This is a genomic window from Streptomyces sp. NPDC058964 (genome assembly GCF_042741275.1).
In the GTDB taxonomy this organism is placed as follows: Bacteria; Actinomycetota; Actinomycetes; order Streptomycetales; family Streptomycetaceae; genus Streptomyces.
In genome coordinates, this window is the sequence record NZ_JBHYKH010000046.1 from 9976 (window position 1) to 21619 (window position 11644).

The 11644-nt window shown below is 71.3% G+C and carries 12 protein-coding genes; 8 read left to right on the forward strand and 4 right to left on the reverse strand.

Going from position 1 to position 11644, the window contains the following annotated elements; translation table 11 throughout:
- Together ACFW2E_RS08830 and ACFW2E_RS08835 are read left to right on the forward strand one after the other, a co-directional pair.
- Window positions 1-417: aminotransferase class I/II-fold pyridoxal phosphate-dependent enzyme (locus ACFW2E_RS08830; protein WP_384463508.1), on the forward strand; the 417-nt coding region annotated here is incomplete at its 5' end.
- 107 nt (window positions 418-524) lie between these two features.
- Window positions 525-1223, forward strand: a complete 699-nt coding sequence (locus ACFW2E_RS08835; RefSeq protein ID WP_384463511.1) for a L,D-transpeptidase family protein — start codon at window positions 525-527, stop codon at window positions 1221-1223.
- A 36-nt stretch (window positions 1224-1259) separates the two neighbouring features.
- On the opposite strand, the gene ACFW2E_RS08840 is transcribed toward ACFW2E_RS08835, so the two are convergent.
- Window positions 1260-2462 carry a Gfo/Idh/MocA family protein gene (locus ACFW2E_RS08840; protein WP_384463514.1) on the reverse strand — a complete coding sequence of 401 codons (1203 nt, stop codon included), beginning with the start codon at window positions 2460-2462 and terminating at the stop codon, window positions 1260-1262.
- Window positions 2463-2587: 125 nt separating this feature from the next.
- Between ACFW2E_RS08840 and ACFW2E_RS08845 the strand changes: the two genes are divergently transcribed.
- Together ACFW2E_RS08845 and ACFW2E_RS08850 are read left to right on the forward strand one after the other, a co-directional pair.
- Window positions 2588-3748 carry an ROK family protein gene (locus tag ACFW2E_RS08845; RefSeq protein WP_384463517.1) on the forward strand — a complete coding sequence of 387 codons (1161 nt, stop codon included), beginning with the start codon at window positions 2588-2590 and terminating at the stop codon, window positions 3746-3748.
- 100 nt (window positions 3749-3848) lie between these two features.
- Window positions 3849-4034: a hypothetical protein gene (locus tag ACFW2E_RS08850; RefSeq protein ID WP_384463520.1), complete on the forward strand. Its 186-nt coding sequence runs from the start codon at window positions 3849-3851 to the stop codon at window positions 4032-4034.
- A 52-nt stretch (window positions 4035-4086) separates the two neighbouring features.
- Here ACFW2E_RS08850 and ACFW2E_RS08855 read toward each other — a convergent pair whose 3' ends face one another.
- Window positions 4087-4773, reverse strand: a complete 687-nt coding sequence (locus ACFW2E_RS08855; protein WP_384463523.1) for a class I SAM-dependent DNA methyltransferase — start codon at window positions 4771-4773, stop codon at window positions 4087-4089.
- A 67-nt stretch (window positions 4774-4840) separates the two neighbouring features.
- Window positions 4841-6223 (reverse strand): S1 family peptidase, encoded by a 1383-nt coding sequence (locus ACFW2E_RS08860; protein ID WP_384463526.1) that lies wholly within the window; start codon window positions 6221-6223, stop codon window positions 4841-4843.
- Between the two features lie 1025 nt (window positions 6224-7248).
- Between ACFW2E_RS08860 and ACFW2E_RS08865 the strand changes: the two genes are divergently transcribed.
- The 4 genes from ACFW2E_RS08865 (at window position 7249) to ACFW2E_RS08880 (ending at window position 10798) form a co-directional block, all read left to right on the forward strand.
- On the forward strand, window positions 7249-7476 hold the full coding sequence (locus ACFW2E_RS08865) for a hypothetical protein (protein ID WP_384463529.1): 228 nt from the start codon (window positions 7249-7251) through the stop codon (window positions 7474-7476).
- An 846-nt stretch (window positions 7477-8322) separates the two neighbouring features.
- On the forward strand, window positions 8323-9384 hold the full coding sequence (locus tag ACFW2E_RS08870; RefSeq protein WP_384463532.1) for a GAF domain-containing protein: 1062 nt from the start codon (window positions 8323-8325) through the stop codon (window positions 9382-9384).
- Window positions 9385-9439: 55 nt separating this feature from the next.
- Window positions 9440-9793 (forward strand): hypothetical protein, encoded by a 354-nt coding sequence (locus ACFW2E_RS08875; protein ID WP_384463535.1) that lies wholly within the window; start codon window positions 9440-9442, stop codon window positions 9791-9793.
- Window positions 9794-9823: 30 nt separating this feature from the next.
- A complete protein-coding gene (locus tag ACFW2E_RS08880; protein ID WP_384463538.1) occupies window positions 9824-10798 on the forward strand; it encodes a proline iminopeptidase-family hydrolase in 975 nt (324 codons plus the stop codon).
- 250 nt (window positions 10799-11048) lie between these two features.
- On the opposite strand, the gene ACFW2E_RS08885 is transcribed toward ACFW2E_RS08880, so the two are convergent.
- Complete coding sequence (locus tag ACFW2E_RS08885; RefSeq protein WP_384463541.1) at window positions 11049-11492, reverse strand: hypothetical protein; 444 nt, start codon at window positions 11490-11492, stop codon at window positions 11049-11051.
- Window positions 11493-11644: the final 152 nt, after the last annotated feature.

An 11644-nucleotide genomic window follows, 5' to 3' on the forward strand; every position in this document is an offset into this window, starting at 1 on the left:
GGGGGGGGGGGGGGCGGGCGCGCGCGCGCCGCGGGGGGCGCGCCGCGCGCGGCGGGCGGGCGGGGGCGGGGGGGGGCGGGGCGGCGGCCGAACCGCGGGGAGCGCCGGCGCGCCCCGCGCCACCACCTGACGTCGGTGCTGGCCGGAGCCGGGTGGGCCCCCAGCGTGCCGGACGGCGGGCTGACGATGTGGGTGCGGCTCCCCGGGCCGCTGTCGGCGACCGACCTGGCGGCCAGGGCCGCCCGCCGGGGCCTCGCGGTCACGCCCGGTCCGTACTTCGCCACGGACCGTACGACCCTGACCCGTCATCTGCGCCTGCCGTTCACCGCGACACCGCAGACGCTCACGCGGGCCGTCCGCGTCCTGCGGGAGTGCGCCGCGAGCGAGGGGGAGCGGGGCCGCGAAGCCCGGGGGTGAAAAACTTCACCGTTCGGTCACAATCCGGACGTCCCGTACAACCGGTAGCCTCGCCTACTGGTCTAGACGACGGAGACCGCAACCATCGCGAAAGGTGATCACCCACCATGGGGGACATACGCAGACGAGGCGTCATCGCGCTCGGCATCACGGGACTCGTGGCGCCGCTCTCTCTCGCGCTCACCACGGCGCCGGCCCAGGCGGCCACGAGCTGCACCACGCAGGCCGGGCCCTACCAGAAGCAGGTCGAGAAGTTCCTGGGCCGCCCGGTGGACGGGAAGCAGTCCGCCGCCGACTGCAAGGCCATCCAGGCCTTCCAGAAGAAGCACGGCATCACCCCCTCGATCGGCTACGCCGGTTCCGTCACCTGGGGCGTGATGGATCTCATGAACAAGCAGAAGGCCGTCGGGAACAACCCCAACAAGGACGGCAAGTGCCCGGTGAACAAGGGCCGCATAGCCTGCGTGAACCTGACGCTCCAGCTGAGCTGGGTCCAGGACGGCAGCAAGCTCGTCTACGGGCCGGTGCCGGTCCGCACCGGGCGCGACGGGTTCGAGACCCGCACCGGCCTGAAGAAGATCTACTGGCGCGACAAGGACCACGTCTCGCACGAGTACAACGTGCCCATGCCGTACAGCCAGTTCTTCGACGGCGGCCAGGCCTTCCACCAGGTCGACCTCAGCATGTGGAACCCGCCGGGCTCGCACGGCTGCGTGAACATGACCGAGAAGGACGCCAAGAAGTACTGGTCGCTGCTCAAGACGGGCGACGACGTCTTCGTGTACGGCCGCAAGCCGGGCACCTGAGCGGCGCAGGCCCCGGCCGGCGGCAGTGCGGACACGTCACGCCTGAGGGGCGTCACCGAAGTCGGGGATCTCGAGCCGTGCCCCGCCCTGGCGCGCGGACTCGTGCGCGATGATCCCCGGCAGTGTGTACCGGGCCGCGACCCAGGCGTTCACGGGCGGCAGGGTGCGGTTGTTGACCGCGGTCACGAAGTCGTCGACCAGGAAGTGGTGACTCCCCTCGTGTCCGTTGTGCAGCTCGTCGAAGGCCCGGGGCAGCCGTGAGCGGTCGTGCACCGGCGCCGAGCCGGAGGTGAACGCGGCCCTCAGCTCCGGCGCGACGTGCCGCAGGGACGGGTCGTCCGGGGAGAGTGTGGGCTTGGGCTCCAGCAGCTCGGAGATGTCCTTCACCCCGTGCTTGTCCTGCCACAGGGCCACCGTGGCGAGCTGCTCCATGCTCGCCTCCGTGCCGAAGAACCGGAAGCGGGACTCGCGGATGTGGGAGGGGTAGCCCACCCGCCGGAACTCGTTCGTGCGGAACGACCCGCCGCCCGCCACCTCGAACAGCGCGGTCGCGTTGGAGACGTCGTTGCCGAACCGGCTGATCTCCTTGTCGAACACCCCGTCCCCGCGCTCGTCCCGCACACCGATCGCGGACACGCTCACCGCGTGCGTCCGCCAGGCGCCCAGCACCCCGCCCACGGAGTGCGTCGGGTACAGCAGCGGGGGGTAGCTGGCGGTGGACTTCCAGTCGTCGCCGCCGCTGTACCGGTAGGCGTCGTAGAAGCCGAGGTCCATGTCATGGACGTAGTCGCCCTCGGCATAGAAGATCCGCCCGAAGGCGCCGTCGGCGATCTGGTTGCGGGCGTGCACGGTGGCCGGGTTGTACTGGCTGGTCTCGCCCATCATGTACGTCAGCCCGGTCGTCCGGACCGCGTCGATGATCGCGGCGATCTCCTCGGTGGTGATCGCCATCGGGACGGCGGAGTAGACGTGCTTGCCGGCACCGAGCCCCTGGACGACGAGCGGGCCGTGCGTCCAGCGCTGGGTGAAGATCGCGACCGCGTCCACCGCCGCCGACTCCAGCATCGCTTCGTACGAGGGGAAGGTGCCGGTCAGGCCCTCGGCGGCCGCCAGGCGCTCGGCGCGCTCCGGCAGGAGGTCGGTGACGTACACCTCGCGCACACCTGGATGGGCGAGGAACAGCTTGGCGAACTGACCGGAGAACTGACCGGCTCCGACGATGCCGAGTGAGAATGTCATGGCTGCTTACTTTCATCGCGAAACAATCCAGTCGTCAATAGTCGGGCCAGTGTCTTTCCCGTCGGCTTCTGTGGGCCTAGAGTGGCGGTGTTACTTCCGGGACAAAAGAAACTCTGCGAGCGTCCATGACCACACCCGCCGTGAGCTGGCCGCCGCTGAGCCCTGGAGAGCGCTCCGTGGCGATCGAGGTGCTCGTCCACGGGCCGCTGTCGCGCACCGCTCTCGCCCGTCGGCTGGACCTCTCGCCGGGCAGCCTCACCCGGCTGACCAAGCCGCTGATCGAGTCGGGTCTGCTGGTCGAGGTGCCCGAGGCGGGCGCTCCCGCGGAGGTGCGCCAGGGGCGGCCGTCCCAGCCGCTGGACGTCGTCGCGGAGTCGCGCGCCTTCCTCGGCTTCAAGATCACGTCCGACCGGGCCTACGCCGTCGTCACCACCCTCAGGAGCGAGGTCGTCGCCCGGCTCGACCGGCCGCTGACCACCCATGAACCCGCCGAAGTCGCCGATGGGCTGGGGGAGATGACCGCCTGGCTGGCCGCCCGCTTCCCCGCACTCGCGGGCATCGGCATCGGGGTGGGCGGTCATGTGCGGGACCGCGCCGTGGTCGCGGACTCGCCCTTCCTCGGGTGGCGGGACGTGCCCCTGGCCGCACTGGTCCGCGAGCGCACGGGGCTGCCGGTGGTCGTCGAGAACGACGTCGCGGCCCTGGTCGAGGCCGAGACCTGGTTCGGCGCCGGGCGCGGGCTCGACCGCTTCGCCGTGCTCACCATCGGCGCGGGCATCGGCTACGGACTGGTGCTCGGCGGAAGACGGGTGCCGTTCGCCGAACAGGACCGGGGCTTCGGCCATCACTGGATCATCGATCCCCATGGTCCGCTGACCCCCGAAGGCGAACGCGGCAGCGCCGTCTCTCTCCTCACGATCCCCAGCATCCGCTACCAGATCCGGGCCGCCACCGGCGGCGACGCGACGTACGAGGAGATCCTCGCCCGGGCCGCCGAGGGCGAGCCCATGGCCGCCCGGGTGATCGGCGAGGCGGCACGGGCGCTGGGCACGCTGGTTGCCCAGATCGCCAACTTCGCGATGCCGCAGCGGATCCTGCTGGCAGGCGAGGGCGTCGGTCTGATGGACGTGGCCGGCGCGGTGGTGGAAAGGACGGTCCGGGACCGTCGTCACCCGCTGGCCGATCCGGTCGCCCTGGTGACCAAGGTGTCCGACTTCCACGACTGGGCCCGCGGGGCGGCCGTGCTCGCCATCCAGGTGCTGGTCCTCGGTTCCGCCGAGGGGTGAACTCCCCTTTGCCTCTTGACAGATTGACGTGATGAGTAACACGGTCCGAAATGTCCGGATCGCTCGTACTTACTCACCTCGCCTTCACGCGGACCGGCATATGCTTCACATCATGTCCACCACTGTTGAAGCCGCCCCCGAGCGATCGGCCGCGGAGGTCAACGAGGAGATCCGGGCCCTGTGGCTCCGGTCGGGCGGGACACTGAGCGTCGAGCAGCGCGAGGAGTACCAGCGGCTCGTCCTGGAGTGGGCCGCAGCGGCACCGCACTCCACGCGAGCCGCCTGAGCGGCACCCGGCTCCTCGGGAGCCCCGCGCCGGGCCCGGGGTGATGCCTCGGTCAGGATTGCCGCGTCCGCCGGCAGCGCAGGAAGATCTGTTCCTCCGGCTGCACGTCCACGCTCGCCGGCGCGTACGTGTACGAGTTCTCCCCGACGATCTCGAAACCCGCCGCCTCGACCACCTCGCGCAGTTCGTCCCGCAGATAGCCGGACACCCGGATGGTGTTCCCGATGAACGGGATCTCGAAGTCGTCCACGTCCGCCTCCACCATCGACAGCGCGAAGAGGCCACCGGGAACCAGGAGATGGTGAACGGTGCGCAGCGCGAGCGGGATCTCGGCGCGCGGCAGCATGAGCAGGGAGAAGAAGGCCGCGACCGCGTCGAAGCGGCCGAGGTCCCGGGAGCCGCCGGGCCGCAGGTCTGCGATGTCCAGCTGGTGGAACTCCGCCTCGGGCACGTTCTGCCGGGCCAGCGCGAGCATTCCGCCCGACAGATCGACGCCGACCACATCGAGGCCCGCCGCCACCAGCTGATGCGCGGTCGGCATCCCGGTGCCGCAGCCCAGGTCCAGCGCGCGGGACCCGCCCGGCAGGGACTCGACGAGCCAGTCCGCCGCGGCGATCTGCCCGTCCTTGTGCGGGAACGCCTCGTCGTAACGGCTGCCGATGGCGTCGAACGCCTCGGCCTGACCCGTGCGGTCGGGCAGCAGGTTTCCGTAACCCGGTTCACTGATGGGGCTGTTCACGAATAATCTCCCCTTCGGAGATCCCAGGGTGTGGTTCCTTCACGGGTTGCGCACCACCCGGGCCGGATCAGCCCCAGGTGGCCGAGTAGTACCGCTGATACGCCCTGCGGTCCTGCTCCGAGCGAATGTACCGGGTCGCCACCAGCGCGATCAGACTGCCCGCGATGACCAGCAGACCCGGACCGAGGTTGCGGGTGTCCGTGAGCCGGGACAGCAGAGTCGAACCGTCCGAGGCGCCGGTGACCGGAGCGGAGGACCCGGGCGAGGCCGCGTTCGGCGCCACCGCGCCCTGCGTGGCCGCGGCGGACGGCGCGCCGGAGGGTGCGGCGTTCCGGCCGCCGTTGGCGTTCTGCGTCGAGACGATCAGCCGGACGCCGAGCGCGGACATCGCCTTCGTCAGCGGCTGGAAGAACGTCGTACCACCCGTGGTGCAGTCGCCGCTGCCGCCCGAGGTCACGCCCAGCGCGATCCCCTCGGAGAACAGCGGGCCGCCGCTGTCGCCCGGCTCGGCGCAGACATTGGTCTGGATGAGACCGGTCACCGTGCCCTCGGGGTAGTTCACGGTCGCGTTGAGCCCGGTCACCTGGCCGTCGTGCAGTCCGCTGGTGCTGCCGCTGCGGAACACCCGCTGCCCGACCGTCGGATCCGCCGCCCCGGTGATCAGCACGCCCTTCCCGCCGCCGACGGCGACCACGGCCGCCCCGTCGCCGGCCTTGCCCGACGCGTACTGGATGAGCGAGAAGTCGCTGCCGGGGAAGTTGGTGTTGACCGTCGTGCCCAGCTGCTGGTTGCCCTGGTTGTCCGCGAACCAGATCGTGTTGGCGGGCCCGCAGTGCCCCGCGGTGAGGATGAAGTCGCTCTGGCCGTTGGTGACGTTGAAGCCCGCCGAGCAGCGTCCCCCGGTCGACAGGATCGGCTGGGCCGAGTTCAGGCGCGTGGTGAACTCGCCGCCGGTACGCGCCATCCGCACGAAGCTGCCGATGCCCGTGGCGACCCGGCTCAGCCGGGACCAGTCGGAGGCCGACACCGTCTTGTCGGCCGACACCACCCCCCCGGTGGTCCGGGTGTGCACCCCCCACGCGGTGCCCGCCACCCGCGGTGCCGCACGCAGCGTGGCGGTGGCCGACTTCAGCTCGTTCATGCTGTGCGGGACGACCTTCGCCTCGGCCCCCGCCCGTTTCACCGCCGCCGCGGCCTTCTCGTCGGTGACCGCGACGACCGGGCGCCCGTCGGCACCGATCCAGCTGCCCGCCGTCCGGGCCGTGCCCAGCCGGGACACCAGCGCGGCGCCCGTGTCCCCGGCCGTCCGCGCCGAACTGAAGGGGACGGCGGACGTCCCGGGAGTCTCGCTCGCCATGGCCGTGGTGACCATCGCGCCTCCCAGAAGGAGTCCGCCGACCGCCGCCAGCTGTGTCACTCGCCGGACGACCCGTCGTCGTGCGTGCCTCATGCGTGGCTCCCGAACCCCGAACGCGGGGGGGGGGCGCCGCGGGGGCCCGCGGCCCGCCGGGCGCGGCGCTGCCGGCGAGGCGCGGCTCGGCTGCCGCCCAGGCGGCGTCCTCCGCATTGGCCTCCACCGTGCGCAGGACGTGACGGAGGGTGTCCACGCAGACACCGGCGAGACCGCCGGAGCCGGCCTGCCCCAATGCGGCGACCGAGGCCAGAAGCACTCCGGCGTTGTCCGCACCGACCACCTGTTCCACGCGACGTCTGAGACGGGGATGGGCGTCGACGAGTGGAGCGAGCGCCGCGATGCCTGCCGGGATGGGCGTGCGCCGTGTCAGACCGGCTACCGCCGCCAAGGGCGCGGCCGCCACATGCAGGGCCATGGCCGAGGTGGACCTGCGGACCGTCCCACCCGACAGGGGATGCTCGGGCAGCGGGTGCGCGACGCCGTGGGCCTCCTCCACCTCCTCGATCGCCTCGATCAGAGCGTCCACGATCGTTTCCATCTCTGACGAGCCATCGGTGCCCACGACGGCATGACCGAGCACGGTGTTCACCACGGCCCAGTCCACCGAGGGAACGGCGGCGAGGCGCCGCTCGACCTCCTTGGCCAGCTTCGTCGCCGCGGCCTCGGGCAGGTCACCAGTGCGCAGACCCCGTACGGCGACGTGCGCGCGCCTGCCGAAGAGCCGTACGCGTGGATGGGCCTCGTCCCGCAGCACACCGGCCGCGCCCGAAACCACTGCCCTCAGCAGTCCGCGTCCCGGAAATGCCACGGCGCATCACCAGCTCCCTGCGGCCCGGCACTCTGTTGGCGTGCACGGGCGGGTCAGCAACCCCCGTTTCCCATCGCAACGCCTTGGCCGCGCCCGCGCCACCGGGAACGCGCGACAATTGAAAAGGCACACCACACCGACTCCGATGAAAAGAGGAGGGGAGATGGCCAAGACAGCCGAAACACCGCAACAGGAAACCCAAGCGCGCGATGGTGCGGGTCTGCACCTGCACATGCGCACACTGCACCCTCCGGTGCCGATTCCGTACCTCACCAGAGAGGAAACAGCGAGCGCGGCCCAGGCGGCCAGGTCACGGCTGCCCAGCACGCCGCCCGCCAAGGATCTCGCGTTCTACGGAGGCCTCGGAGCACTGACCGTGGCCGGGGCTCTGGAATGGCCGGTCGCCGTGGCCATCGGCGGAGCGACCTGGCTGCTGCGCAGTGGACACAAGGAGAAGCAGGACATAGGTGTCCAGTCGTAGGTGGAGGCGGCGTCTCACAGACCGCTCGAAAAGGAGGAGCGTCCGCAGAAGCCATAGACCGAAGGCGGCCCAACTCGACCCTGCCGCAGCTCGCACCGCTGATCGGAGCGTCGAAGTCGGGCCGCCGACCGCAGCATGGACCGTCGCGGCCCTCAACGTATTCCGGCCGCGCAAGCGAATTCGCACGGCTGATGTCCTGGGTCCACGCCCGGCCGGCTGATGGCCCGCGGTTCCCTTGGTTGCCGCCCTCGCCATGCTGCTCTCCACACGGCTGGAGGTCGGCTCCTGGTACGCCAGCTGTGGTGGACGCCGCTGCGGCGGTTCCTGCACAGCGGCCGCTGCTCCTCGGCACGGGTACGGCTTCATACCCGCCCCGCCATGTCCCTGGCCCCGCAGGACGTCAGGCCGGTCACACGGGCGCACTCCGCGACGGTCTACACCTCACAGCAGCTGGGCGGCGCGATCGGTGCCGTTCTGCTGAAGACCATCGCTGCCTCGGGGACCGCGTCCTGTATCAAGGACCGATCGCCGCGGCCGGATCCGCGTCCCGGCAGCATCCCGCGCAGCAGCGGGGTGTGGCCGAGGGTGACTCAACCGGCTATGAGACGGCGCGACTGCTGGGCGAGCGGGGGACGACCGGGCTGGTCGGCGCGCGGGACGGCTGCTGGGGCGGAAGGCCGGGCAGTCGCTGCGCGAGCAGGGGCATCGACGCCCGGTTCGTCCAGTGGCCCAGCGCCGCCGGGGTGGGAGGCGGTGCCGGGTATCACCGGGCATAGTGGGGTAATCGGGGATATGTAGCCCTGTACCGGAGGGTGGCAAAGCCGCGGAACCATCGCGGAGGAACCGATGGAACGGTGCCCGAGTGGCCCGGCCGCGTCAGGCCCGGGCCCGGCCGAAGAACTGCTGCGCTTCCCGGACCCCGCGCGACTGGAGCCGGACCGCGCAGTCCAGGATCTGCCGGACCGCGCCGCAGAGGTCCTACGGCCCCAAGGGCGGCTGCGTGACCTGCTGCGGGCCGTCCTCGCCGGCATCGCCGACATCACGACGCCCGCCGTTCCGGACCACCTGGTGACCGCGGCCCGCGATCTGCTCCAGGCCCGCTACGCCGCCCTCGCCGTCCTCGACACGACCGGCCGGCTCGCCCAATTCCTCCAGACAGGCGCCGACCCGGCGAGTCCCGAGGCGATCGAGCGCTGCCGGCCACGGGACGAAGGCTTTCTGGACCGGCTCACCGACGCCCAGCACTCCGTGCGGATCGATGACCTCACGACTCGACCGGCCATCGCCGGATGGGCACCCGGGCCCGCACCGCTCCGTACATTCCTCGGCGTGCCGGTCCGCGCCCGCGGCCGGACGGTCGGCGCCCTGTGCCTGGGTGACAAGACCGGCCTGCGGGCGGAGCCGGAGCCGTTCAGCGACGAGGACGAGGAACTCGCACAGGCCCTGGCCCGTGCCGCCGGACTGGCCATCGACAACGCCCGCCTGTCCGAACAGCCCCGGCGCGAGCAGGCGTACCAGCGCGCCACCGCCCAGATCACCACGGCCCTGCTGCCCGACAATGACGCCAACACCGACACCGGCACGCTGGCCGGCCTCGCCGCCCAGGCCACCCTCGCCAAGCACCTGACCGCGCAACGCGCCGACACCGAGCTCCTCGCCCGCATCGAGGACCACGAGCGCATCGCCCAGGCTCTGCGTGACGGCGTCATCCAGCACATCTTCGCCATCAGCCTCACCCTCAACAGCGTGGCCACCACCGCACCCGACGGTCTCCAGCACCAGCTCCTGGAGACCGTCAACCGCCTCGACTCCGTCATCAAGGACATCCGTGCCACCGTCCTTGACCTGCAACACCCCAGTCAGGGCTCGGCCGGTCCGGAAAGGCCGGGTCAGGCACCCCAGAGCTGACGCGACGACGGGAGGCACGCGCCCGACCACCTGGCGAAACCGGAAGGACGAGGCCATGGCCCATCCGCACCACGACCGCCACTACGTGACACAGCGCCGGCACGCACGGGCAGCCGACCGGCGGGCGCGGGCCGCGGCACGCCGCTGGCGCCACAACGGCAGTGAGCCACGCTGGGCAAGCAGCGACCTGCCTGCCCGGCGACTCCTCTCCCGTCTCTTCGGGGCCCTGTTCGCGCTGGGCGCCATCGGCTTCGCTCTCCTCGCCTGGAAGGCAGGCCCCACCTCCCAGCCCGACCGCACCCTGCTCATCGCACTGGCCGCGCTCTGCGCAGCGTCCACCGCCGTGGCCATCGCCGACCTGTACGTGATCCGACGCCGAACAGCAGAGCAGCGCCGCTGGAGACGCTGAGGCCGCTCAGTCACCCACGGGGAGCCACTCGTGCCAACGACACGGCCGCTGCCGCCCGCGACCACGGAGGGCTGGGTCGAAAGCCCCCACGGTCGGACCTGGTACCGGATCACCGGAGACCTGGACGTCTCGCGGGCGCGGGGGCACGCTCCGCTGGTGGTTCTGCACGGGGGGCCGGGGTTCCCGCACGACTACCTGCTGAACATCGCCCGGCTGGCGGAGACGGGGCGCGCCGTCGTCCACTACGACCAACTGGGCTGCGGCCGTTCCACCCACCTGCCCGATGCCGACCCCAGCCTGTGGACCGTCGGCCTGTTCCTCGACGAACTCGACGTGCTGCTCGCCCGTCTCGGGATCACCGAGGACCACACCGTGCTGGGACAGTCCTGGGGCGGCATGCTCGCCACGGAGCACGCGGTACGGCGCCCGGCGGGGCTGCGCGGACTGGTGCTGGCGGACACACCGGCGTCGATGCCCCTGTGGTCAAGCGGGGTGGCGCGGTTGCGCCGGGCGCTGCCCCGGGAGGTGCAGGAGGTTCTGGACCGCCATGAAGCGGCTGGCACGACGGGGTCACCGGAGTACACGGAGGCCGCACAGGCCTTCTACGACCGCCATCTGCTGCGGATCGAGCCGTACCCGCCCGAAGTGGCATCGAGTTTCGCCCAGTGGGTGGAGGACCCCACCGTCTATCGCACGATGGTCGGTCCCAGCGAGTTCGACGTCATCGGTACCCTCCGTGACTGGTCGGTGGTGGACCGGCTGGCATCGGTCGGTGTCCCCGTCCTCGTTCTGCGCGGAGAACAGGACGAGGCCACCGCCGAGAGTGTCGCGCCGTTCGCCGAGTTCATCGCCGGTGCGCAGCTGCGCGTGTTCCCGGAATCGAGCCACATGCCGCACATCGAACAGGAGGCGGCGTTCCGGGATGCTGTCGCTGCCTTCCTGGCGAAGTGTGACGTCGACGGGAAAGGTGTCAAGCGACCTTCCCCTCGTGGTGAGGAGTCGTGAGCACCAGCGAGGTCCGAGCGGCGGAGAGGCGACCCGTCCAGCCGGTGTGATCACCCGTCAGGTCCGTGCGTTCGCCGCCCCGGCCGAGCCGGTCCTGTCGGTTCCCTGCCTGACGGGACCGGCAGCCCCGCATTGACAGCTCGACTCGGTGACCACCGCTGAGCCGGGCCGTAGCGAGTTGCCGGGACTGCTTCCGGTCCCTCCCTCCATCCTCGCCCCGCTCACCCCGTACAACACCGGCTTCTCACCGTCACCCCTCGTCGGCGCATCTGAGATCAGGCGCCCGCTCTCGCAGGTGGTCGACGAAGCCGGGCGCGAAGTCGGCGCAGACGAAGGCACCCGAGCGCAGATAGGGGCGGTGCTGGCGGACGATGGCGTCGATCGCCCGCTGCCAGTCCGGATGCTGTCCGACCAGCGCCTGGAGCGTCTGCGCCGTGTTCAGCGCGTGTACGGCGAACCAGGCGTACCGGGCGTCGATCGTCCGCTCGTCACCGGGGCCGGCCAGGTCGGGGTGTTCGACCGCGAGGTCGAGGTAGTGCTGGAGGACGCCCAGGGCCGACAGCTGGAGCTGGACCTGGGCCGCACGGAGCTGAGCCTGCGCGTTGCGACGGTAGGTCCAGACCGCGATGATCACCGTGGCCACCGTCGCCGCGGCCAGGATGATGAACACGATCATCGAGACGATGGCAGCCATCGGTGTCCTTTCACCCGCGGGACCTGCCGCACCCACCCCTGACGCGCTCTCACGACGGGGCGGGAACGCGGGGGGGGGGGGGGGCGGGCCCCCGCCGGCCGCGGGGTGTTGGATGGGGGTGAGCGTCACCGCCCTGGTCGCCCGCCCCCCCC

What these genes read in the sequence shown, in the direction of transcription:
- ACFW2E_RS08835 (WP_384463511.1), top strand. Translation starts at nt 525, where the DNA reads ATGGGGGACATACGCAGACGAGGCGTCATCGCGCTCGGCATCACGGGA.
- ACFW2E_RS08840 (WP_384463514.1), bottom strand. Translation starts at nt 2,462, where the DNA reads ATGACATTCTCACTCGGCATCGTCGGAGCCGGTCAGTTCTCCGGTCAG.
- ACFW2E_RS08845 (WP_384463517.1), top strand. Translation starts at nt 2,588, where the DNA reads ATGACCACACCCGCCGTGAGCTGGCCGCCGCTGAGCCCTGGAGAGCGC.
- ACFW2E_RS08850 (WP_384463520.1), top strand. Translation starts at nt 3,849, where the DNA reads ATGCTTCACATCATGTCCACCACTGTTGAAGCCGCCCCCGAGCGATCG.
- ACFW2E_RS08860 (WP_384463526.1), bottom strand. Translation starts at nt 6,223, where the DNA reads ATGAGGCACGCACGACGACGGGTCGTCCGGCGAGTGACACAGCTGGCG.
- ACFW2E_RS08870 (WP_384463532.1), top strand. Translation starts at nt 8,323, where the DNA reads ATGGAACGGTGCCCGAGTGGCCCGGCCGCGTCAGGCCCGGGCCCGGCC.
- ACFW2E_RS08875 (WP_384463535.1), top strand. Translation starts at nt 9,440, where the DNA reads ATGGCCCATCCGCACCACGACCGCCACTACGTGACACAGCGCCGGCAC.
- ACFW2E_RS08885 (WP_384463541.1), bottom strand. Translation starts at nt 11,492, where the DNA reads ATGGCTGCCATCGTCTCGATGATCGTGTTCATCATCCTGGCCGCGGCG.